This window comes from Mycobacterium sp. 4D054 (assembly GCF_052245755.1).
GTDB lineage: Bacteria > Actinomycetota > Actinomycetes > Mycobacteriales > Mycobacteriaceae > Mycobacterium.
This window is the reverse complement of record NZ_JBQQCF010000001.1, coordinates 12,900-36,031: the sequence shown is the minus strand read 5'-3', so window position 1 is coordinate 36,031 and position 23,132 is coordinate 12,900. Positions and strand designations below refer to the sequence as shown.

Genomic DNA, 23,132 nt, shown 5'->3' with positions numbered 1-23,132 from the left:
GAAGAAACGAGTAGTGCAGATGACGAGAACTGTCGTGGTGACCGGAGCGGGATCCGGTATCGGCCGCGCGATCGCCCACACGCTGGCGCAACGGGATTGGCGGGTGGTGGTGACCGACCTCGACGCGGCCGCCGCGGGCGAGGTCGCCGCCGCGTTGCCCAATCCGGATGCCGGCCACGAGTCGGCCCAGCTCGACGTCACCTCGGCCGAGAACGCGGCCGCGGTGGCCTCCGACATCGCCGGTCGCCTCGGCCTGCACGCGTGGGTCAGCAACGCCGGCATCTCGTTCATGCACCGCTTCCTCGACGCACCGGTCGAGCGCTATCAGCAGACCATGGACGTCAATCTCAAGGGCGTCTTCGTCTGCGGCCAGGCCGCCGCCCGCGAGATGGTGCGGTCCGGCACGCGCGGGGCGATCGTCAACACCGCCTCGATGGCCGGAAAGCAGGGCCGGGTGCCGTTCCTGTCGGACTACGTCGCCTCGAAATTCGGTGTGGTGGGGCTGACCCAGGCGATGGCCTACGAACTCGGTGAGCACGGCATCACCGTCAACTGCGTCTGTCCCGGTTTCGTCGAAACACCCATGCAGTCACGGGAACTGGAGTGGGAGGCCGAACTGCGCGGCACCACCGCCGACGACGTGCGCGCGATGATGATCGCCGACACACCGCTGGGCCGGCTCGAAGCGCCCGACGACGTCGCCCGCTCGGTGGCTTTCCTGCTCTCCGACGACGCCCGCTTCATCACCGGCGAAGCGCTCGCCGTCAACGGCGGCGCCTACATGGACTGAGCCGGCCGCAACTCATCCGTTTCACCCGAAAGAGAAAGGCACTTCACGTGACCACCACCTGGCTCGACGAGGTCTTCGGCGTGTCGAAACCCGTCATCGCCATGCTGCACCTGTCCGCGCTGCCCGGCGATCCCGGCTTCGACTCCGCGGGCGGCATCGCCGCCGTCGTCAACCGCGCCCGCACCGAACTGGACGCGCTGCAAGCCGGCGGTGTCGACGCCGTCATGATCAGCAACGAATTCAGCCTGCCCTACCTGACCAAGACCGAACCCATCACCGCGATCACGATGGCCCGGATCATCGGCGAGCTGCTGCCCGACATCTCGGTGCCGTACGGGGTCAACGTGCTCTGGGACGGCCGGGCGTCCATCGACCTCGCGGTGGCCACCGGCGCGAAGTTCGTCCGCGAGATCTTCACCGGGGTGTACGCCAGCGACTTCGGCCTGTGGGACACCAACGTGGGCGAGGTCGCGCGGCACCGGGCACGCATCGGTGGGTCACACGTGAAGCTGCTGTTCAACATCGTCCCCGAGTCGGCCCAGTACCTCGCCGACCGCGATCTGGCCGCCATCACCCGCACCACCGTCTTCGCGACGCGTCCCGATGCGATCTGCGTCTCCGGCGCGACCGCGGGCGCGCCCACAGACACCGAGACGCTGCGCGTCGTGAAATCGGCCGCAGGTGAGGTGCCGGTGTTCGTCAACACCGGTGTGCGCGCCGAGAACGTCGCTGCCCACCTCAGCGTCGCCGACGGCGCCGTCGTGGGCACCTACTTCAAGAAGGACGGCCTGTTCGCCAACGCAGCCGAGAAGTCCAGGGTCGAAGAGCTCATGGGCGCGGCCAAGGAGTTCCGCGCTCAGCTGGGCTGATCGTTCGTCCGCCGGACGAGCCGCATCCCCAGCTCGTCCGGCGGAACCGAATGTCCTTCGGCACAGACGATCTCGACGCCCGCCTGAGCACCGCAACCCAGGTGGGTGAGTCGCAGCGACGTGTCGTCGAGGTGCTTGCGTCCCCATTCGAACATCGCCCACACCACCGGCATGAACTCCGACCCGGCCTCGGTGAGCACGTATTCGTCGCGCGCCCGCTGTCCAGGCTCCCGGTACGGACGTTTGGTCAGCAGCCCGGCTTCTACGAGTTCGGACAAGCGCGCCGACGTCGCGGCCTTGGTGATTCCGACGCGTTTGGCGAAATCGTCGAAGCGCGTGGTGCCGTAGTAGGCCTCCCGCATGATCAGCATCGCGGACTTGGTGCCGACGAGCGCCATCGTCTTCTCGATCGGGCACCGGCCGACCGCCGACCATGCGCCACGGTCGGCGAGCGGACCCTGCAGGACTGTCATGCACATCACTCCACCGCTGGGTTGTCTTGACTGAACCTAGGTGTTACATCTAGGTACACAGCAGCATACTCAGCGACGAGTTCCAGGAGGATCCGCATGGCCGACTATTCCGATCGCGACGCCGTCATCGTCGGCGCCGTCCGCACCCCCGTCGGCAAGGGCAAGGCCACCGGCGCCCTCCACGACGTGCTGCCCGCCGACCTGCTGGCACACAGCCTGCGCGAGCTCGTGACGCGTACCGGCGTGGATCCCGTCGAGGTCGAGGACGTCATCGCCGGCGCCGTCACCCAGGTCGGTGACCAGGCCGTCAACATCGCCCGCAACGCCCTGCTCGGCGCCGGGTTCCCCGAGAGCGTGCCCGGCACCACCGTCGACCGCCAGTGCGGCAGCAGCCAGCAGGCGATCAGCTTCGCCGCACAGGGAGTGCTTTCCGGCGCCTACGACGTGGTGATCGCCGCGGGTGTGGAATCCATGAGCCGGGTGCCGATGGGATCGTCGGTGCTGCCCGGCAGCAACCCGTTCGGCCGCGACATGACCGCCCGCTACCCGGATGGCCTTGTCGCCCAAGGCATCAGCGCCGAACTGATCGCGGCGCGGTGGAACCTGTCGCGCACCCAGCTCGACGAGTTCTCCGCCGCGAGCCATCAGAAGGCGGCGCGCGCTGCCAAGGACGGTCTGTTCGACGCCGAGCTCGCCCCCATCGCCGGACTGACCGCCGACGAGATCGTCCGCCCCGACACCACGGCCGAGACGCTGGCCGGGCTCATGCCGGCGTTCTACAACGAGGCCCTCGGCGCGCGGTTCCCGCAGATCGCTTGGAACATCACGCCGGGCAACTCCTCGCCGCTATCGGACGGGAGTGCCGCGGTGATGATCACCAGCGGCGCGGCGGCCCGCCGGCTCGGTCTGCGCCCGCTGGCGCGCATCCACACCACCGTCGCGGTCGGATCCGATCCGCTGTACATGCTGACCGGCGTGATCCCGGCGACGGAGAAGGTATTGCGGAAAGCCGGCTTGAGCCTTCCTGATATCGACCTGTTCGAGGTGAACGAGGCGTTCGCGCCGGTGGTGCTGGCGTGGGCCGCGGACGTGGGCGCCGACCTCGAGAGGACGAACGTCAACGGCGGCGCGATCGCGATCGGCCATCCCCTGGGCGCCAGTGGTGCGCGCATCATGACCACGCTGGTCAACGCGTTGCAGCAACGCGACGGGCGCTACGCGCTGCAGACGATGTGTGAGGGCGGCGGCATGGCCAACGCCACCATCATCGAACGGCTGTAAACGTCTGCGCTTAAGCCCGGGTCAGCTCGAACAGCGGGATGACTCGGTCGGTCTTGGCCTGGTAGTCGGCGAACACGGGCGCGATCTCGACGATCTTCGGATACAGCGCCTCGCGCTCGTCGTCGGACAGCTCACGGACGTCGACGTCATAGGCGTCGGTGCTCACCTCGATGTAAGCCTTCGGGTTCGCCCGCAGGTTGTGCACCCAGGCGGGATGCCGGGGTGCGCCGGCGTAGGACCCGACGATGAGCATCTTGCCGTCGATGGTCAGGTAAGCCAGCGGTGAGAGCCGCGACCTACCCGATTTCGCGCCCGTGGTGTGCAGCAGAAGCAGCGTGGCGCCGTCGAACGGCCCGCCGACCTTGCCTCCGTTGGCGCGGAACTCTTCGACGATGTTGCCGTTGAATGCGTCCAGCGCCGCAGTGTCGGCGACGAGCTTGTCCTTGTCCGGTTGCCTGTCCGGTGGTGTCATGCCTTGTCCAGCTTCTCCGGCTTGACGTCTATTCCGGACTCCTTGCGCTGCTGATCGGTGATCGGCGCGGGCGCTTCGGTCAGCGGGTCGACACCGCCGCCGGACTTCGGGAACGCGATCACCTCGCGGATCGAGTCCACGCCGGCCAGCAGCGCGGTGATGCGGTCCCAGCCGAACGCGATGCCACCGTGCGGCGGAGCGCCGAAAGTGAAGGCGTCCAACAAGAATCCGAACTTCTCGCGCGCTTCGTCGTGATCGATGCCCATCATCGCGAACACCCGTTCCTGGACGTCGCTGCGATGGATACGGATGGATCCGCCGCCGATCTCGTTGCCGTTGCAGACGATGTCGTAGGCGTCCGATAAGGCACTGGCCGGATCGGTGTCGAAGGTCGCCTCGGACTCGGGTTTCGGCGCGGTGAACGCGTGGTGCATCGCGGTCCAGGCGCCGGATCCGACCGCCACATCACCGGCGGCCGTCGCCTCCGCGGTGGACTCGAACATCGGCCAGTCCACCACCCACGTGAACGCCCACGCGTCCGGGTCGATCAGGTCGAGCCGTTTGGCGATCTCGATGCGGGTGGCGCCCAGCAGCGCCCGTGCCGACTTCGCGGTGCCGGCCGCGAAGAACACACAGTCGCCGGGGTTGGCGCCCACGTGCGCGGCCAGCCCGTCCCGCTCGGCGTCGCTCAGGTTCTTGGCGACCGGCCCACCGAGCGTGCCGTCCTCGCCGATCAATACGTACGCCAGCCCCTTGTGCCCGCGTTGCTTGGCGAACTCCTGCCAGCCGTCCAGCGTGCGCCGCGGCTGCGAGGCTCCGCCCGGCATCACCACGGCGCCGACATAGGGTGCCTGGAACACCCGGAACGGCGTGTCTTTGAAGTAGTCGGTGCACTCCACGAGCTCCAGGCCGAAGCGCATGTCGGGCTTGTCCGACCCGAACCGACGCATCGCGTCGGCGTAGCTGATCCGCGGCAACGGCAGCGGCAGGTCGTACCCGATCGTCGACCACACGGCCTTGAGGACCCGCTCGGACACTGCTATGACGTCGTCGGCGTCGACGAAGCTCATCTCCATGTCCAGCTGGGTGAACTCGGGCTGGCGGTCGGCGCGGAAGTCCTCGTCGCGGTAGCAACGGGCGATCTGGTAGTACCGCTCCATACCCGCGACCATCAGCAACTGTTTGAACAGCTGCGGGCTCTGCGGCAGAGCGTAGAACGAGCCGGGCTGCAACCGGGCGGGCACCAGGAAGTCACGGGCGCCCTCCGGTGTGGAGCGCGTCAGCGTGGGGGTTTCGATCTCGATGAAGTCTTGCTCGGCCAGCACACTGCGTGCGGCGGCATTCACCTTGGAGCGCAAGCGGATCGCGTTGCCCGGCCCCTCCCGGCGCAGATCCAGGTAGCGGTACTTCAGCCGGGCTTCCTCGCCGGCGGTCTCGTCGAGCTGAAACGGCAGCGGAGCGCTCTCCCCCAGTACCGTCAGCGACGTCGCGTTCACCTCGACCTCACCGGTGGCGATGTCGGGATTGGCGTTGCCTTCCGGACGGACCTCGACGACGCCGGTGACGGCGACGCAGAACTCCGAGCGCAACCGGTGCGCCTGCGCCAGCACATCGCCCTCCCGGAACACCACCTGAGCCACGCTCGGCCCGATTTTCCCGTCGCTACCGTCCTGCCCTCCGGACAAGCCGTCTCGCAGGTCGATGAAGATGACGCCGCCGTGGTCGCGACGGCGCGCCACCCACCCGGCCAACGTCACCGTCTGACCGGCATCGGTGGGGCGCAATGAACCGGCGGTGCGGGTGCGCAGCACGAAGTACTCCTGTTCGCGGGGGATAGTCAACAGTTCAGTCTAGTGGGGCACGGTGGACAGCTCGACGAGGTCCGATCTTCCGTCGACCAGTCATGGTGACCTAACGTGTATGGTCATGCATCCCTGCGAGCGCGTCGGCCTGGACTTCGTCGACACCGCCCCGTACCGGTTCGTCAGCACCGTCGACCTGACCATCACCCCCGAGCAACTCTTCGAGGTACTGGCCGACGAGACGTCATGGCCACACTGGGCCAGTGTCATCACCAAGGTGACCTGGACCAGCCCGGAACCCCGTGGAATCGGGACGACGCGCACCGTGGACATGCGCGGCAGGATCACCGGTGCCGAGGAATTCCTGGCGTGGGAGCCATTCTCCCGCATGGCGTTCCGCTTCAACCAGTCGAGCACGTCGAGCATCTCGGCGTTCGCCGAGGACTACCACGTGGTGCCGACCGCCAAGGGGTGCCACCTGACCTGGATCATGGCGCTCAAACCCCATGGGCTCGCCGGGCGGTTCGGCCTGGCTGCCGGGAAGCCGTTGATGGCATGGATGTTCCAGCGCTTCCTGCACAACCTGCGGCGCTACACCGATGAACGGTTCGCCGTGCGCTGAGGTCTGTGGCGCGGCCTCGCTGAGTGCGAAGAAACGTGCCGGCCGTGTCACAGCCCACGGGTAGAATCGCACATATGTTCGATGGATCGCTTCCCGGGCCCACTGCGATGGGTACCGTCAGCGACTCCGTGCTGGTGCAGTCCATCACCGGGTGGGCCGCTACTGCCTCTGCCGCCGAGGCCCGAAAACTCGCGGCCATCGCCGAACTTCACCGCCGCGTGGTCGGCGGTGAATTCCGCGAACGCCTCGCGATCGACGACACCGACGCCGCTGCCGCTCACGTCAGCTGCGCGCTGACCCTGCGCCACGGCAAAGCTGTCGGGCTCATCGACCTCGCCGTGACGCTGCGCGACCGCCTTCCCAAGGTCGGTGCCCGTTTCCTTGCCGGAGAAATCAGCGCGGGCATGATCGCCACGATCGCCTGGCGAACCTTCCTGGTCGGCCAAGCCGCACTTGCGGCCATCGACACCGCCCTCGCCGAGCACGCCCCGGCCTGGGGCAACCTGTCCGACGCCAAACTCGCCCAAGCCATCGACGTGTGGATCCATCGCCACGATCCCGACGCCGTGCGCCGCGCCCGCAACGCCATGCGCGGCCGCTACTTCAACGTCGGCGACTACACCGACGAGAACACCGGCACCGTCACTGTGCACGGTCGCGTCAGCCTCGCCGACGCCGCATTGATGCAACAACGCCTGGCCATCATGATCGCCACGCCCTGCCCTGATGACCCGCGTACCAACGATCAACGCCGCGCCGACGCCGTGGGCGCCGCCATGGGTTTGGGAGTGTTCTTCCTGGCCTGCACCTGCCCCGACCCTGACTGCGCCGCCAAAGTGGACGACGGACGAGCCAGCAGCATCACCATCCACGTCATCGCCGACTCCGACTCCCTGCACGCCGAACCCGATCCGCAGATGCACGGAGACGCTCCCATCGAGGCCGCGCCCGCCCCACCTGGTCCGCCGGCCCAGCCCACGCCCACCGCCGAGCCCCCGCAGCTGTCGCCGTCCGACCCGGAGCCTCACCCGGTACCGCCGGAACGCAAGCCTGCGCTGATCCCTGGGTTCAACGGCGCGATCCTGCCCGCGCCACTGCTGGCCGAGCTGGTTCTGCACGGCGCCAAGATCCGCCTCGTCGACACGCTCAACCTCAAGACCGAACCGCGTTACAAGCCCTCAACCGCACTTGCGCGCTTCGTCCGCACCCGGGACATGACCTGCCGTTTCCCCGGCTGCGATCGTCCGGCCGTCTACTCCGATCTCGACCACACCCAGCCCTGGCCGGCCGGGTCCACCCACCCGGCCAACATCAAGTGCTACTGCCGCACGCACCATTTGATCAAAACTTTCCTTCCCGGCTGGAGCGACCACCAACACCCCGACGGCACGCTCACCGTCGTGACCCCCGCCGGGCTTCGGTACACCACGAAACCGCTGACAGCTCTGCTGTTTCCACACTGGAACACCACCACCGGACCCCCACCGCCACCACCGCCGAGCCACCAAGCCTCACCGAGCCGACCCGGCCGGCAACTGATGATGCCCACCCGCCGACGGACCCGCGCCCAGAACCGCGCCGCCCGCGTCACCGCCGAGCGCACCTACAACGCCACCCAACGCGCACTCGAACAATCCGCCCGACAAGCCACCGAAGCAGCGGCCGCGGACCAATCGTTCCGGCGACCCGGCTATGGCGACGACCCACCACCGTTCTGAAGCACGTTCATGCAAGTCGTCTGCGCGGCAGGCGAACCCGAACATCGCCGGGGGTCCGTTGCAACTCCGGTGTCACCTGACGTCGACGTAGTAGATGCTGCCGGTCTTGCTGTTCTGGAACGTCCGATCGTTGCGGAAGTCGCGGACCGTGGAGCGGACGTCGCCTCCCTTGTTCACACCGACGACGTTGGCCTGGCTCAGCGGGGCATCCGACAGGCGGTTGACCACGACCCGGTGACCCTGGGCCTCCAGGTGGCTGATGGTCGCGTCGGCGTTGCCGCCGGTGGGGGCGGCAACCGCAGGAGCGGCCAGCCCGACGACAGCGGCACCCAAGCCGGCGGCGAAAGCGGTGGCGATGGTGAGGTTCTTCATTGTTCTTGCCCTTCCCGGTGGCATTTCCCTGTGGTTCTGACGGGTTAAACCGGCGGCTCAGCGGGTTCATTTCAGTTGGCAGAAATTGAGCTCCGCCTGGCAGGAATGAGTCGTCGGGCCGGTCCCGCAGGACTATGGTGAGCCCAACTGCCGTCAGATCGTCGGGATCGCGGATGGGTGAACAACAGACCCGGTGCCGAACCTGTAGCACCGAAGCCCGTCAGGGTGCGCGCTTCTGCGACCAGTGCGGCGCGGTGCTGTCCCCCGTGCCTCCGGTGCCCGAGTACAAGAATGTGACGGTGTTGTTCGCCGATGTGACCCGGTCGATGGACATCGCCAGCGCAGTAGGCCCAGAACGTCTGCGCGAGATCATGTCCGAACTGCTCGACAGGTCGACACGAGTGGTACGACGCTACGGCGGCACAGCCGAATTCATCGGGGACGGGGTCATGGCGCTGTTCGGCGCACCTGTCGCGATGGAGGACCATGCCTTTCGCGCATGTCTGGCGGCATTGGCCATTCAGGACGAAGCACGTGATCTGGCCGAGAGGGTCCTCGTACGCGACGGTATGGATTTCAAGATTCGTGTCGGTCTGAACTCCGGCCAGGTCATCGCCGGTGACATTGGTTCCGCTCGGGCCGGTTACACCGTGATCGGCGAACATGTCGGGCTGGCCCAGCGAATGGAGTCCGTGGCGCCGCCGGGCGGGGTGATGATCAGCGAGACCACCGCACGCCTGGTCGAACACGTTGCTCAACTGGGTGACGTGGAGTGGGTGCACATCAAGGGCGCAGATCAACCGGTACCTGCGCGGACGCTGCTGGGAACCGCCGAGCGACACGACCTACGGTCAGCAGACACCCCGTTCGTCGGGCGCACCTCGGAAATCGCCGAGCTGGTAGGCACTCTGGACAACTCATCTCGTGGCCGCGGCGCGGTGGTCCGTGTGGTGGGAACACCCGGTATCGGCAAGAGCCGGCTCACCCGCGAACTCGCCGCGCTCGCCACCGATCGCGGCATGCAGGTGTTCTGGACCTACTGCCAGTCCCATACCCGCGATGTGCCCTTCGGTACGGCCACCGGATTACTGCGAGCCTTCTTCGGCATCGCGCACGTGTCGGCCGAAAGCGCCAGGGCGGCCACGCGCTCGGCGCTGCCTGACGCCGACCCGCAGGACCTGCTGATGCTCGACGACATGCTGGGAATCGGCGACGGCCGTCCCCCGCCAGAAGACGTCACCCCTGATGCCCGAAAGCGGCGCCTCACCGCACTTTTGGACAAAGCCCTGCTGTCGCGTCATCAACCGACGGTGTATGTGGTCGAGGACGCCCACTGGATCGATGCGGCCAGCGAGGCGATGATCGCGGATTTCCTCGGCACGATCACCGAGGCCGCGGCCTTGGTGCTCATCACGCACCGACCCGAGTACCACGGCGCGCTCGCGAGAGCGGACAACAAGACGATCGCACTTGCACCCCTGGACTATTCGAGCTCATCGAAGCTCACTGTCTCACTCGTCGGTCCGGACACCTCGGTGGCCACGCTCGCCCAACGCATCACTGATCGAGCCGCGGGGAACCCGTTCTTCATCGAGGAGATGATCCGGGATCTCGCCGAGCGCCGCGTCCTCGGTGGAACGAGGGGCGCCTACACCTGTCACGGCGATGCCGACATCCCCGTCCCAGCGTCCGTGCAGACCACCATCGCCGCCCGGATCGACCGGCTCGCGCCGGCAGCCAAGCGCACCCTTTACGCGGCTGCGGCAATCGGCTCCCCGTTTTCTCGCACGCTCTTGGACGCTGTATCCGGGTCCTCGGCGATCGACGACCTGAAGGATGCCGAGTTGATCGCACAAGTGAGCACCCGCCCGGATCAGTACGCGTTCCGGCACCCCTTGATGCGCGCCGTTGCCTATGAAACTCAGCTGAAGGCCGGCCGGGCCGACCTTCACCGTCGCATCGCGGCCGAGATCGAACGCACCGATCCCGAAGGCGCTGCGGCCAACGCGGCACTGATCGCCACCCACCTCGAAGCAGCTGGTGACCTCCGTGCGGCATTCAGCCGGCATATGGAGGCCGGCACCTGGGCGACTCATCGCGACATCGCCGCGGCCAGAATGAGCTGGCGGCGCGCGGCCGCCGTCGCCGATGGCCTCCCTGAGGACGAACCGGATCGCTTGACGATGCGCATCGCTGCGCGAACATTGCTTGTGGCCACGATCTGGAGGGTCGGCGGCGAGCTGGCCGACGTCGGGTTCGACGAGCTGCGCACACTGACCCAGCAGGCCGGCGACAAACGGTCCCTGGCGATCGGCATGGCCGGACTGATCCAGATGCTGAACTTCCACGGCCGGTACACCGAGGCGTCTCGACTTGCGTCGGAGCAGGTGCAGCTCCTCGACGCCATCGACGACCCGGAACTGACGGTCGCACTGATCCCGATGGTGAGCGCCATCGCCAAATGGGACGCCGGTGAGATGACGGCATCGCTGGATCTGGCCCAACGGTCCATCGATGACGCGGCCGGAGATCCGACGATGGGCAACCTCGTCATCGGATCTCCACTGGCCATGGCGTTGGCGATGAGGGCGTCGACGCGGTGCTGCCTGGGGATCAGCGGCTGGCGTCAGGATTTCGACGACGCACTCTCGATCGCCCGAAGTGTGGACAAGTTCACCTTCTCGACCGTGGTGATGTTCAAGTACATCGCAATCATGAATTGGGCGCTCGTCGCCGACGATGACGCGCTGCGCGATACCGCTGAGGCCCTTGACATCGCCCGCCGGTTCGGCGACAACTTCCTGCTGACCAACGCCGAATTCACCTACGGATTCATCCTGGTACGCCGTCGGGACACCGACCGGCAGCTGGGCTTCGAGTTGTTGGCGAAAGCGCGGCAGGTCGCGCTCGAACACCGTTACACGATCATCGCGGCATGGTGCGTCGACCTGGAAGTGGCCGCCGAGTCGATCCGCCGCGGGGACTACGACACCGCTGTCGATCTCTGCCGGGGTGTGCTCGCGAGCGAGATCCGCGCCGGCGAGGGCATCAACCGGGGCTGGTCCACCACCGTTCTCGTCGAGGCCCTCCTCGCCCGCAACCGCGAAGGTGATCGCGACCACGCCGGGCAGGTCGTCGCTGAACTGGCCGCCGTCCCGACGGAACCCACCTTCCTGTATCACGAACTTCCGCTGATGCGCATGCGGGCGATGCTTGCGAAGGCCGACGGCGATCTGCGCGCCTACACCGCGCTGCGTGACCGCTACCGGGCCCGCGCCGAGGAGGTCGGTTTCGACGGTCACATCGCGATGGCGCGGGCCATGGCCTGAACCGGCGCTAGGGTCCAGCCATGAGCCTCGTCACCTACGAAGTGGACGATCACATCGCCACGATCACCCTGAACCGCCCGGGGGCACGTAATGCCATCAACGGCGCACTACGCCGCGACCTGAATGCGGCATGGGACCGGTTCCGTGACGACGAGGACGCGTGGGTTGGCATCCTGACCGCCAACGGTGACGTCTTCTGCGCGGGCGGGGACCTCAAGGACGGCGAAGGCTCGGTGGGCACCTTCGGCGGCACGTTCTGGGAGAAGCCGACGATCAACTCGTTCGAATCCGGGATGGAACTGTTCAAGCCGACGATCGCCGCCGTCCACGGCCCGTGCATCGGCTACGGATTGACCGGGATCCTGTTCTGCGACTTCGTCATTGCGAGCACCGAGGCCACGTTCGCGTTTCCGGAGGTGTCCCTCGGAGTGCCCACCATCGTCGGCGCGATCCGACTGCCGGAGCGGGTGCGGTGGGCCGATGCCATGGAGTTGCTGCTGACGGGCAAACCGGTCACGGCCCAGCGCGCCAAGGAGATCGGCCTGGTGTGGCGGCTTGTCGAACCGGATCGTCTGCTCGCCGAAGCGCAGTCGTGGGCGCGAACGCTCACCGAGGCAGCGCCGCTGGCGCAGCGCGCCACCAAGGAGGTCGCGTGGCGGACGGCGAAGATGGGCTGGATCGAATCCGTGCGGTTCGGGGAGACCATGCGCAAGGTCGCCGCCGCGACAGATGACGTGGCCGAGGGCATCCAGGCGTGGCGGGAGAAGCGTGCGCCGCGGTGGCGCGGCCGCTGATATCCCGTCGACCGCACCAGTCCCCTAGTACACCGCCGCCCAGGCTCGTCGCCGGTCCCGGTCCGGGTCGGGCGCCATGACGTCGCGGGTGGAGGTGATCAGCCGGGTCAGCCGCTGCCCGGTCTCGTAGCACGGCCAGTGCTCGTCCTCGCCGTCCTCGGTGGTGCGGGCGAAGTCCAGCCAGGCCCGCTGCATCCGCCGTCCGACACCGGGCTGGATACGCCGGCCCAACGGGTGCAGCTTTCGCCCGACGAACGACTCGTAACTGTGATGGATGTGCACGATCTCGCTGCCGTGCGTCGCACCCAGACCGAGCATGCGCAGGCTCCACCCGAAGTGGTCGAAGCGGTACACCCGTGTCGGCGCATGCGCGCTGTAGGCATCGGCCAGCGCCCAGGTCGGTCCACCGAACATCGCGTCGGCACCCAGCGCGACCAGGGCGCTGCGCCGCGGGTATGACGGATATGCTTGCAGCACCGTCTGTTTGGCGTCCGGCGCCACCCGCGCGAAGTACGCGTCGACCGACGCCTTGGTGGTGGGCAGCATCGGCGGCTTGGTCCACGCGAACATCGAGGCCTCATGGCTGTTGGTGCCGACGATCAGCGGCACCGCCGACATGCGGCCCTCCCGCGCGGCCTGCACCGGGTGCTGAGGCAACAACTCGGTGCCGTGGGTCAGCCCGTAGGCCAGCGTCGGGGTGGTCGCGGCGCTCTTGAGCTGCAGCACACCGGCGGCGCGGCGCAGTTGCCTCTGCGGCAGGTCCTTCACCTGAGCGGCGCTCACCCCAAGGCGGCGCAGGAACTCGTGCGCGTTGGCGGCGCGGAACTCCCGGTCGGCGATCAGCGGCAACGCCGGGCTCTGCGCGATGGCCCGCTGGAACAGTCCGCCCGCCTGCGGTGCGGCCATCAACGCCAGCACCGACGTCGCCCCCGCCGACTCGCCGAACACCGTGATCCGGTCGGGGTTCCCGCCGAACGCGGCGATGTTGTCACGCACCCACTGCAGCGCGGCGATCTGGTCGCGCAGCGCGAGGTTGTCGTCGAATCCGTGCCCCAGATCGCCGAGCTCGAAGCCGCCGAACACCCCGATGCGGTAGGTGACGTTGACGACGACGACGTTGCCGTTGGCCGCCAGCCGCGACCCGTTGTACAGCTGGAACTGGCCCGCGCCGTAGACGAAGGCCCCGCCCGGGATCCATACCATCACCGGCAGCGAGGCCGTGGTGTCGGGCGACCACACCGTCAGCGTCAGGCACGCTTCGTCGCGCGCCTTCGGGTCGTCGCGACCGCCCCCGACGAACGACTTCGTCTGCGGGGGCAACGGCCCGTGTTCACGCGCGTCGCGCACCCCGGTCCAGGGCTTGCGAGGTTCGGGCGCCAGGAACCGGCGCGGCCCGACCGGCTGCTCGGCATACGGCACACCGCGCCACACACCGATCCCACCCTCGACCTCGCCCTGCAGGTCGCCCGACGGAGTGCTCAGCACGCTGGGTACTCCCGCCACGACAGACACGCGGCAAATCGTAGTGTGCGAAGCTGGACCGACAGCGGTGTCAGGCACCCCGCCCAGCGGCGGACGGCAGATTGGGGGTAGCGACATGACCTTCAACGAGGGTATGCGGATCGACACCAGCACCACCTCGACGAGCAGTGGCGGCGGCCGCGGACCCGGCCGCGGCATCGCGGTGGGCGGCGGTCTGGGCGGTCTGCTGATCGTGGTGGTGGCGCTGTTCCTGGGCGTGGACCCGGGCACGGTGCTGCCGAACCAGACCCCGATGGACACCCAGGGCGCGCAGGCGCAGGGCTTCGATCTGAGCCAATGCCGGACCGGCAGGGACGCCAACGACATCCCCCAGTGCCGGGTGGTGGCGACCGGCAACTCGCTCGACGGCGTATGGGCGCAGCTGATGCCCGGCTACACCCGGCCGCAGATCGAACTGTTCACCAACGGCGTCGATACCGACGGATGCGGTTTCGCCAGCAGCGACGTCGGACCCTTCTACTGCCCTGTCGACAAGACTGCGTACTTCGACGTCGGTTTCTTCGACGTCCTGCAGAACCAGTTCGGCGCCAGCGGTGGCCCGTTCGCCCAGGAGTACGTGGTGGCCCACGAGTTCGGTCACCACGTGCAGAACCTGCAGGGCGTGCTCGGCCGCGCCCAGCAGGACCCCACCGGCCCCACGGGCGCAGGGGTGCGCACCGAGCTGCAGGCCGACTGCTACGCCGGCGTGTGGGCGCACTACGCGGCGATCACCAAGCAGGAAGGCACCGACGTTCCGTTCCTGGAACCGTTGACCGACAAGGACATCGCCGACGCGCTGTCGGCAGCGGCGGCCGTCGGCGACGACCGCATCCAGGAGGCGGCCACCGGCCGGGTCAGCCCGGAATCCTGGACGCACGGCTCCTCGGAGCAGCGGCAGAAATGGTTTACCACCGGTTACCGGACCGGTGACCCGGCGCAGTGCGACACCTTCGCGACGAACAACCTTGGCTAGGCCCACCACGGCCGTCGACGCGGTCGCCGAGCGCTATCTCGACACCCTCGCGGCCCTGGACCCGTGTGCCGCCACCGAGGCCGGCATCGCGGGACACGACGACCAGATCACCGATTACTCCCCTGCCGGGGTGGCGGCCCGCGCCGACGCCGCCCGCGCCGCTCTGCGCGAACTGGACAGCGTCGAGCCGTCCGACGGCGTCGACGCCGTCACCGTCGCCGCGATGCGCGAACGCCTCGGCGTACTGCTCGAGATGCATGACGCCGGACTCGATCTCGGCGAACCCAACGTCATCGCCTCACCGCTGCAGACGATGCGCGACGTGTTCGACCTGATGCCCACCGACACCGAGGACGACTGGGCCACCATCGACCGGCGGCTGACCCAGATCCCGGTGCGCGTCGACGGCTACGCCGAGGCGCTGCGTGCGTCGGCCCGTGACGGGCGGGCCCCGGCGGCCCGGCAGGTGCGGCGGGGCATCCAGCAGGCGACCCAGAACGCCGAGCTGTTCGTCGCGATGGTCGCCGAGGCGGACCATCCCACGCTGGCGCCCCAGCTACGCGGCCATGCCGAGGAAGCGGCCAACGCCTACGCGTCGCTGGCCAGGGTGCTCAGGGACGACATCGGCCCGCACGCCCGCGACAGCGACGGCTGCGGACGGGATGTGTACACCGTGATGTCTCGCTTCTTCCTCGGCGCCGCAGTCGATTTCGACGAAGCCTACGAGTGGGGTCTGGATCTGCTCACGAGCATCGTGGCCGAGCAGGACACGATCGCCGACCGGCTCTACCCCGGAGCGTCCGCGGCCGAGGCACTGCGCCGACTCGACGGCGAATCGCGCTACCTCGTGCACGGCACCGACGCTCTGCAACGCTGGATGCAGGAGTTGTCCGACCGGGTGGTGGATGCGTTGAGCGGCAACCATTTCGACGTCGACCCTGCGCTGCGCAACCTGGAATGCCGGATCGCACCGACGCAGACCGGGGGGATCTACTACACCGGCCCGTCGGAGGACCTGTCCCGCCCGGGCCGGATGTGGTGGTCGGTGCCGCCCGGCGTCGACACCTTCCACACCTGGCAGGAGACCACGACCGTCTTTCATGAGGGGGTGCCCGGACACCATCTGCAGATCGGCCGGGCGGTGGTGCTGGCCGATCAGCTCAACCGGTGGCGCCGGCTCGGGTGCTGGGTGTCCGGCCACGGCGAGGGGTGGGCACTGTACGCCGAACGGCTGATGGCCGAACTGGGTTGGCTCGAGGATGCCGGAAACCGGATGGGAATGCTTGACGCGCAACGCTTCCGGGCCGCACGGGTAGTCATCGACATCGGCGTCCACTGCGGCCTCACGGCTCCGGACGGCGGTATCTGGGACGCCAATCGCGCGTGGACGTTCTTGCAGAGCCATAGCGCAATGGCCGAGGAGAATCTGCGGTTCGAACTCGACCGCTACCTTGGCTGGCCCGGACAGGCGCCGTCCTATGCGATCGGGCAGCGTATCTGGCAGCAGTTGCGCGACGACGCGGTCGCGCGCGGTGTGTCGCTCAAGGAGTTCCACAGCCGAGCGCTGGACCTGGGCGGTCTGCCGCTGGAGGTGTTGCGCTCGGCTGTGCTTGCCGCGCTCTGACTAGAGGCGCGATTGCTCCTTGATCGCGGTGTCGGTGGTGCGCAGCGGCCGGATCAGCGCGTCCTGGGCGAAGGACGCGATCAATTCGCCTTCCTCGGTGTGCACGGCCCCGCGCACGTACGACATCCCGGCTCCGACCTGGGTGCTCTCGTGGGTGTACAGCAGCCATCCGTCCCAGCGCACCGGTTCATGGAAGCTCACCGACACGGTCATCGGGGCGGTCGAGACGGTGAGGTGGGCCTGGCTGGTGCCGATGCCCTCGTGGGCGCGCATCGTCGTCGAAATACCAAGGTGGCCGGTGAAATACGCGACGAGCGCCTTTGCCAGATCGTCGCGGGCCGGGATCGGGTCGTAGTGCAGCCAAGCGTACAACTCCGGCGGGCCGACCTCGTCGGGGCTGTTGACGTCGACGACGTCGACCAGGCGCAGTTCCCGTCCCGTCATCGGCATGGCAGACACGTTCGCCTGGGCGGGCGGCGTGACGTCGGGCTTGGGCAGGTGGTGCCGGATGACGTCATCGGTCGGCACGTCGGCCAATACCGTGGTGGTGATGCACCGCTTGCCGTTCTGCTTTGCGGTGATGACCGCAGTCGCGGTCGAACGCCCCTCGCTGACCACGTCGATCTCCAACTCGACCGGCCCCGCGCTCACCATCACCGCACGAGCGAACACCGAGTACACCGACCGCACCGATTTGTCCGGAAAGCGCTTGGCCGCTGCCACGATCGACTGGGCGAGCACCTGCGTGCCCTCCACCACCTGCCGCTCATCCGCCGCGGCCAGGCCGGTGTCCGCGGTGAAGACGTCCTGCCCGCACGGCTGCGCGTCGAACAGGTCGAGCAGACCCTGGACCGTCCACGGGGTTTGCGCCGAATCGGTTGTCATGTGCCATCGCTTCCACTCGGTGACTGTCGCAGGGAACAGTAACCGAGGTTTCCCGAAAGCGGTAACGTCATTACCATGTCCGCGAAGGCCCACCCGGATCCGACCGTGCAGCAGGACGGGCCCGAATCCCGCGCGAGCCGCTTCATGCGCTCGGCGCTGGCGATCCTCGGCGAGACGGGAAGGACGGATTTCACCGTCCTTGAGGTCGTCGAGCGATCCAAGACCTCACTGCGCGCCTTCTATCAGCATTTCGCCACCAAGGACGAACTGCTGCTGGCCTTGGTGGAGAAGATCATGGCCGACGCGACCGAACGGTGGCGCGCCGAGACGGACGCGCTCGACGGCGGCGAGGCGTTGCGCCGGCTCATCGATCGGATCAGCGCCCCGGCGGAGTCCAGCACCCAGGACAGCATCAACCGGGGCCTGACGTACTACAACGACCACCTGCTGGAGACCAGACCCAAGGAATTCGCCAAGGTGCTGGCCCCGCTGCACCGACTGGTGGCCGACATCCTGCACCGCGGCATCGCGGAAGGGTCCTTCCGCACCGACCTCGACGTCGACACCGACGCCGCGATCCTGATGCAGACGGTCCTCGGCGCGCTCCGCCTGCGCGACCTGGGCGCCGAGCTCAACGGGGTGCCGATCGTCGGGGCTCACGTCCACGCGTTCTGCATCCGCAGCCTGCTCCGATAGCGCCCTGAACTGCCCAAACACCGACAACGAGCGCTCTGGCGCCGTTACATACCTGCGTGGTAATGTCGTTACCACCGAACGGTAATGCGATTACCGCTGTGTGCAAATACGTCATGTGAGGAGCCCACATCATGCCGTCACGCATCCTCGACTATCCGGTGTTCGACGCTGACAACCACTTCTACGAGCCCAAGGAAGCGCTCACCAAGTTCCTCCCGGACAAGCGCAAGGGCGTCATCGACTACATCGACGTGCACGGCCGCACCAAGATCATGGTGCGCAACCACATCAGCGACTACATCCCGAACCCGACCTTCGAGGTGGTCGCGCGCCCCGGCGCCCAGGAGGAGTACTTCCGGCACGGCAGCGGGGGCAAGAGTTTCCGCGAGATCATGGGCAAGCCGATGAAGGCGATCCCCGCGTTCCGCAACCCGCAGGCCCGCCTCGAGGTGATGGACGGTCTGGGCCTGGACTACACCCTGATGTTCCCGACGCTGGCGTCGCTGGTCGAGGAACGACTCAAGGACGATCCGGAACTGATCCACGACATCATCCATGCGCTCAACGAATGGATGTACGAGACTTGGCAGTTCAACTACCAGGACCGGATCTTCTCGACCCCGGTGATCACGCTTCCGATCGTCGACCGCGCGCTCGAGGAGCTCGAATGGTGTCTGGAGCGCGGCGCCAAGACCGTGCTGGTGCGGCCCGCGCCGGTCCCGGGATACCGCGGCACCCGATCGTTCGGCACCGAGGAGTTCGACCCCTTCTGGCAGGCCTGCGTCAAGGCCGGCATCCCGGTGGCGATGCACGCTTCGGACAGCGGCTACGCGCAGTACCTCAACGACTGGGAGCCTGCCGACGAGTTCCTGCCGTTCCGCCCCACGGCGTTCCGGATGGTGGCGATGGGCAAGCGCCCGATCGAGGACACCATGGCCGCGCTGGTGTGCCACGGCGCGTTCACGCGAAACCCCGATCTGCGGATCCTGTCGATCGAGAACGGCGCCTCCTGGGTGCCGTACCTGTTCTACCAGTTCAAGGACGTCTTCTCGAAGATGCCGCAGGAGTTTCCGGAGGACCCGGTTGAGGCCTTCAAGCGCTGCGTGTACGTGGCGCCGTTCTGGGAGGACGACTTCAAGAAGATGGCCGACCTGTGCGGCATCGACCGGGTGATCTTCGGGTCCGACTGGCCGCACCCCGAAGGTCTGGCCGATCCGCTGAACCTCGTCGCCGACCTGGAAGCGCACGGCCTGGACGCTGAAGGTGTCCGAAAGGTCATGGGCAAGAACATGATCGATCTGTTCAAAGTCGACAACAAGGTCGTTTACAAACCCGACGTGCCGGCCCTCGTCCTCACCTGACATCCCCGAAAACCGAAGAGGCTGAGCCTGTTTCATGACAACCGCCAACCCGGAACAGCTGCTGTTCGCGTCTACCACCCAGACCTTTCTGGAGAAGCAGGCGTCTCTGACCCATGTGCGCGGGCTGCATGCGTCGGAGGTGTCGTTTCAGCCCGAATGGTGGCAGCGTGCCGCCGAACTGGGGTGGGCCGGCCTGCTGGTGCCCGAGGAACTCGGGGGCGGCAGCGTCTCCGGCGACGGGGTCGCCGATCTGGCCATGGTCGCCGAGCAGATCGGCCACACCGTCGCGCCCGGTCCGCTGCACCCGGTCAGCGTCGTGTTGGCAGGGCTCGTGGAGGCACCGACCGGGCACGAGCAGACCATCGAGGCGCTGATCTCCGGTGAGCTGGTCGCGTCCTGGGCGGTGTACGAACCGCGTCGTCCTTTCGCCCCGCTGCAGGCCGCGACGACAGCCACCCGCACCGCGAGCGGCTACCGCCTCGACGGTGTCAAGGACCGGGTGGAGGCCGGCGCCGAGAGCGGTGCGGTGCTGGCGGTCGCCGAGTTGGACGGCGCTGTCCGGCAGTTCCTGGTGCCGACGGACACCGTCGGCGTCACCGTAACCCCGCAGAACTCGGTGGATCTGGTGAAGCGTTATGCGCGTGTGCAGTTCGACGGGGTCGAGGTCGACGACTCCGCCGTCGTGGGCACCGCCGAGCAGACCGCGGCGATCATCGAGCGACAGCGCCAGATCGCGCTGGTTCTGCAGTGCGCGGAGATCGTCGGCGTTCTCGACGCGGTGCTGACGATGACCAACCAGTGGCTGTTCGACCGGCACAGCTTCGGCCGGCCGCTGGCCTCCTATCAGGCGCTCAAGCATCGGGCCGCCGACATGAAGATGTGGTTCGAGGCGGCGCGCGCGACCACCGCGGGCGCCGTCCGCGCGGTCGCGCAGCGGACCCCCGACGCCGAGATGCTGGTGAGCGTCGCGAAAGCCTATGTGGCTGAGCGTGCCCCGGTGATGCTGCAGGACTGTGTGCAACTGCACGGCGGAATCGGTGTCACCTGGGAACACGATCTGCACCTCTACCTGCGTCGGGTGGCGCTGTACCGGGCCATGTTCGGCTCCCCGGAGGATCACCACCGCGCGGTGTACGCGCTGAGCAGCACGACGGAGGCGACGGCATGACCGAGACCATGGCATCGACCGGCTCCACCGGCACCGTTGAGACGGTCGACGAGTTCGCCGCCCGCGCACGGGCGTGGCTGGCCGAGAACATGCCACGCATCGATCCCGACAACCCGCCGTTCTCGGTCCGCGCCGAGCAGTCCTCCTGGGACCGGGCCAAGGACCTGCAGAGGCGGCTGCACGAGGGGGGTTTCGCGGGGATTTGTTTCCCGCGCGAGTACGGCGGCCTCGGACTGGACTACGCCTACCAGAAGGCGTTCAACGCCGAGTGCCGCAGCTATGAGATGCCGCTGATCCTCAACGTGCCGACGTTCACCATCTGCGCGGCGACCCTTCTGGACATGGGCAGCGAAGCCCAGAAGCGGGACCGCATCTCGGCCGCGATTCGAGGTGACGAGATCCTGTGCCAGTTGCTGTCCGAACCCAGCGGCGGGTCAGACCTCGCCGGGGTGATCACCCGCGCCGAGAAGCAGGGCGACTCGTGGATCATCAACGGCGCCAAAACCTGGAGCACCAGCGCCTTCGCCGCCGACTACGGGCTGCTACTGGCTCGCACCGACTGGACCGTGCCCAAGCACGAGGGTCTGACGATGTTCCTGGTGCCGCTGAACGCACCCGGCATCACCATGCGCCGCATCAAGGAGGTCAACGGTAACGAGGAGTTCTGCGAGGAGTTCTTCGACGGCCTCGAGCTCGGCGACGACGCCGTGGTGGGCGAGGTGAACAAGGGCTGGGAGGTCGCGACCCGCCAGCTGCACCATGAGCGGCGCGCCGTCGGCGGCGGCTCGGAGTTCGCCAGCGGCACCGCCGCGGAGAACGCCAGCGAGATGCCGCCCGACCACGTCGGGTTGGCCGAGGCCACCGGCCAGGGTGACGATCCCCGCGTTCAGGACCTCGCCGGCCGGGCCCTGGTGCGCCGCATCGTCAAAGAACAGCTCATCGACCACGTGTTCCGCAGCATCGGTGACGGCTCGCTTCCGCCGAACGCCGGCACGCTGATCCGGCTGTTCCACGCCGAGACCACCGAGCTGGAGGTCGACACCGCGCTCGCCATCACAGGCACGGCCGGTGTGGTCGACGAGGGCACCGCGGATGCCCCGGAACTGGCCGGGCTGCTCGACGTCGGGGTGCGCTACCTGTCGCGTCAAACCGGATCGCTCGGCGGAGGTTCCTCCGAGATGGCGCGCAACGTCATCGGTGAGCGCATCCTCGGATTCCCCCGTGAGTTCGCCGCCGACAAGGGCCTGCCGTTCAATCAGGTCAAGCGCAACAAGAGCTGACGCCGCGCCGGCGCGTCAGTCGTCGCCTCAGAACAGTGCCTGCTGAATCGGCGCGACGGCGGCCGGCGCCGCGGCGGGTGCGGCGGGTGCGCTCATCCGCGACCCATTGGTCAGTCCGTGCTTGGCCATCAGCGGCGCGGACCGGCGCGCCAGCTCCGCCCGGTACTCGGCGGGCAGGTACGCCCCGCGCCGGTACAGCCGCCGGTACTCCCCGACCAACCCGGGATGGGCGCGCGCCAACCAGTCCATGAACCAGCCTCGGGTGCTGCCCCGCAGGTGCAGACCGAAGACCGTCACGCTGGTGCCGCCCGCGGCGGCGATCCGGCGCAGGAGATCGTCGAGGTGCTCCCGCGAGTCGGTCAGCCCGGGCAGCACGGGGGCCACCATCACGTGGCAGCGCAGCCCCGCCGCCCGGATCGCCGAGATCAGATCGAGGCGGGCCTCGGGAGTCGGCGTACCGGGCTCGACCTGGCTGTGCAGCTCGGGATCACCTACCGCCAGTGACACCGCGACGCTGACGTCGACAGAGCCCGCGACGTCGGCGAGCATCGGGAGGTCGCGGCGCAACAGCGTGCCCTTGGTGAGGATGGACAACGGCGTCCCGGATTCGGCGAGCGCGCCGATGATCCCGGGCATCAGCGCATAGCGCCCCTCGGCGCGCTGGTACGGATCGGTGTTCGTGCCCAGTGCCACGGTTTCCCGCGTCCACGAAGGGCGGCGCAGTTCCCTGCGCAACACCTCGGCGACGTTGGTCTTGACCACCACCTGGGTGTCGAAATCCCGACCGCTGTCGAAGTCCAGGTACTCATGCGTGGGCCGGGCGAAGCAGTAGCGACACGCGTGCGAGCATCCCCGGTAGCCGTTGACCGTGTACCGGAACGGAAGATGAGCGCTGCCGTCGGGCACCTTGTTCAGCGCCGACTTGCACAGCACCTCGTGGAAGGTGATTCCGTCGAATTGCGGGGTACGCACGCTGCGGATGAGGCCCATACGCTGCAGGCCGGGCAACGCGCCGTCGTCGACGGCGACTCCCTGACCGGCCCAGCGCATACCTCATGCGAACACATGTTCGATGGGGTGTCAAGTGACCGGCGCCTGCCCG

Annotated in this window: 20 protein-coding genes; 13 read left to right on the top strand and 7 right to left on the bottom strand. The window is 67.8% G+C overall.

Translation table 11 applies throughout. From position 1 onward, the window contains the following. Positions 1-19 precede the first annotated feature (19 nt). Together ACTWP6_RS00160 and ACTWP6_RS00155 are read left to right on the top strand one after the other, a co-directional pair. Positions 20-790 carry an SDR family NAD(P)-dependent oxidoreductase gene (locus ACTWP6_RS00160; protein ID WP_260752053.1) on the top strand — a complete coding sequence of 257 codons (771 nt, stop codon included), beginning with the start codon at positions 20-22 and terminating at the stop codon, positions 788-790. A gap of 47 nt (positions 791-837) precedes the next feature. After that, on the top strand, positions 838-1,659 hold the full coding sequence (locus ACTWP6_RS00155; RefSeq protein ID WP_313901319.1) for a BtpA/SgcQ family protein: 822 nt from the start codon (positions 838-840) through the stop codon (positions 1,657-1,659). On the opposite strand, the gene ACTWP6_RS00150 is transcribed toward ACTWP6_RS00155, so the two are convergent. Beyond that, positions 1,647-2,132 carry a winged helix-turn-helix transcriptional regulator gene (locus ACTWP6_RS00150; protein ID WP_260752052.1) on the bottom strand — a complete coding sequence of 162 codons (486 nt, stop codon included), beginning with the start codon at positions 2,130-2,132 and terminating at the stop codon, positions 1,647-1,649. The two genes, ACTWP6_RS00155 and ACTWP6_RS00150, sit on opposite strands and share 13 nt — an antisense overlap. A 96-nt stretch (positions 2,133-2,228) precedes the next feature. Here ACTWP6_RS00150 and ACTWP6_RS00145 point away from each other — a divergent pair, with 96 nt between their 5' ends. Then, positions 2,229-3,413 (top strand): thiolase family protein, encoded by a 1,185-nt coding sequence (locus ACTWP6_RS00145; protein ID WP_443186522.1) that lies wholly within the window; start codon positions 2,229-2,231, stop codon positions 3,411-3,413. A 10-nt stretch (positions 3,414-3,423) separates the two neighbouring features. On the opposite strand, the gene ACTWP6_RS00140 is transcribed toward ACTWP6_RS00145, so the two are convergent. Together ACTWP6_RS00140 and aspS are read right to left on the bottom strand one after the other, a co-directional pair. After that, positions 3,424-3,885: a nitroreductase family deazaflavin-dependent oxidoreductase gene (locus ACTWP6_RS00140; RefSeq protein ID WP_443186521.1), complete on the bottom strand. Its 462-nt coding sequence runs from the start codon at positions 3,883-3,885 to the stop codon at positions 3,424-3,426. After that, the gene (aspS, locus tag ACTWP6_RS00135) at positions 3,882-5,696 is read right to left on the bottom strand and encodes an aspartate--tRNA ligase (protein ID WP_443186648.1); all 1,815 of its coding nucleotides are present in this window, start codon (positions 5,694-5,696) and stop codon (positions 3,882-3,884) included. Before aspS ends, ACTWP6_RS00140 begins: the two co-directional genes overlap by 4 nt. A 109-nt stretch (positions 5,697-5,805) precedes the next feature. On the opposite strand from aspS, the gene ACTWP6_RS00130 reads away from it, so the two are divergent. Together ACTWP6_RS00130 and ACTWP6_RS00125 are read left to right on the top strand one after the other, a co-directional pair. After that, entirely contained in the window at positions 5,806-6,309 is a 504-nt protein-coding gene (locus ACTWP6_RS00130) for an SRPBCC family protein (protein ID WP_443186520.1), read from the top strand. Positions 6,310-6,383: 74 nt separating this feature from the next. Then, positions 6,384-8,027, top strand: coding sequence for a DUF222 domain-containing protein (locus ACTWP6_RS00125; RefSeq protein ID WP_443186519.1), 1,644 nt, complete (start codon positions 6,384-6,386; stop codon positions 8,025-8,027). 72 nt (positions 8,028-8,099) lie between these two features. On the opposite strand, the gene ACTWP6_RS00120 is transcribed toward ACTWP6_RS00125, so the two are convergent. Continuing rightward, on the bottom strand, positions 8,100-8,399 hold the full coding sequence (locus ACTWP6_RS00120) for a hypothetical protein (RefSeq protein WP_443186518.1): 300 nt from the start codon (positions 8,397-8,399) through the stop codon (positions 8,100-8,102). A 173-nt stretch (positions 8,400-8,572) separates the two neighbouring features. On the opposite strand from ACTWP6_RS00120, the gene ACTWP6_RS00115 reads away from it, so the two are divergent. Beyond that, positions 8,573-11,728: an ATP-binding protein gene (locus tag ACTWP6_RS00115; protein ID WP_443186517.1), complete on the top strand. Its 3,156-nt coding sequence runs from the start codon at positions 8,573-8,575 to the stop codon at positions 11,726-11,728. Positions 11,729-11,748: 20 nt separating this feature from the next. Further along, positions 11,749-12,522 (top strand): enoyl-CoA hydratase/isomerase family protein, encoded by a 774-nt coding sequence (locus ACTWP6_RS00110; protein ID WP_260752039.1) that lies wholly within the window; start codon positions 11,749-11,751, stop codon positions 12,520-12,522. Between the two features lie 24 nt (positions 12,523-12,546). Here ACTWP6_RS00110 and ACTWP6_RS00105 read toward each other — a convergent pair whose 3' ends face one another. After that, entirely contained in the window at positions 12,547-14,034 is a 1,488-nt protein-coding gene (locus ACTWP6_RS00105; RefSeq protein WP_260752037.1) for a carboxylesterase/lipase family protein, read from the bottom strand. Positions 14,035-14,119: 85 nt separating this feature from the next. On the opposite strand from ACTWP6_RS00105, the gene ypfJ reads away from it, so the two are divergent. Together ypfJ and ACTWP6_RS00095 are read left to right on the top strand one after the other, a co-directional pair. Further along, positions 14,120-15,016, top strand: coding sequence for a KPN_02809 family neutral zinc metallopeptidase (ypfJ, locus tag ACTWP6_RS00100; protein WP_260752034.1), 897 nt, complete (start codon positions 14,120-14,122; stop codon positions 15,014-15,016). Beyond that, a complete protein-coding gene (locus tag ACTWP6_RS00095) occupies positions 15,009-16,640 on the top strand; it encodes a DUF885 domain-containing protein (RefSeq protein WP_260752033.1) in 1,632 nt (543 codons plus the stop codon). The genes ypfJ and ACTWP6_RS00095 overlap by 8 nt, the downstream gene beginning before the upstream one ends. Here ACTWP6_RS00095 and ACTWP6_RS00090 read toward each other — a convergent pair whose 3' ends face one another. Further along, the gene (locus ACTWP6_RS00090; protein WP_443186516.1) at positions 16,641-17,525 is read right to left on the bottom strand and encodes an acyl-CoA thioesterase; all 885 of its coding nucleotides are present in this window, start codon (positions 17,523-17,525) and stop codon (positions 16,641-16,643) included. Positions 17,526-17,600: 75 nt separating this feature from the next. On the opposite strand from ACTWP6_RS00090, the gene ACTWP6_RS00085 reads away from it, so the two are divergent. The 4 genes from ACTWP6_RS00085 to ACTWP6_RS00070 all read left to right on the top strand — a co-directional run bounded on the left by ACTWP6_RS00085 (position 17,601) and on the right by ACTWP6_RS00070 (position 22,030). Next, the gene (locus ACTWP6_RS00085) at positions 17,601-18,221 is read left to right on the top strand and encodes a TetR/AcrR family transcriptional regulator (RefSeq protein WP_443186515.1); all 621 of its coding nucleotides are present in this window, start codon (positions 17,601-17,603) and stop codon (positions 18,219-18,221) included. A 131-nt stretch (positions 18,222-18,352) separates the two neighbouring features. Then, a complete protein-coding gene (locus tag ACTWP6_RS00080) occupies positions 18,353-19,582 on the top strand; it encodes an amidohydrolase family protein (RefSeq protein ID WP_260752027.1) in 1,230 nt (409 codons plus the stop codon). Positions 19,583-19,616: 34 nt separating this feature from the next. Beyond that, positions 19,617-20,750, top strand: coding sequence for an acyl-CoA dehydrogenase family protein (locus ACTWP6_RS00075; RefSeq protein WP_260752026.1), 1,134 nt, complete (start codon positions 19,617-19,619; stop codon positions 20,748-20,750). Further along, a complete protein-coding gene (locus ACTWP6_RS00070) occupies positions 20,747-22,030 on the top strand; it encodes an acyl-CoA dehydrogenase family protein (RefSeq protein ID WP_260752024.1) in 1,284 nt (427 codons plus the stop codon). The genes ACTWP6_RS00075 and ACTWP6_RS00070 overlap by 4 nt, the downstream gene beginning before the upstream one ends. A 27-nt stretch (positions 22,031-22,057) precedes the next feature. Here the strand turns inward: ACTWP6_RS00070 and ACTWP6_RS00065 are convergent, their stop codons facing one another. Further along, positions 22,058-23,080 (bottom strand): Rv2578c family radical SAM protein, encoded by a 1,023-nt coding sequence (locus tag ACTWP6_RS00065; protein ID WP_443186514.1) that lies wholly within the window; start codon positions 23,078-23,080, stop codon positions 22,058-22,060. Positions 23,081-23,132 lie beyond the last annotated feature (52 nt).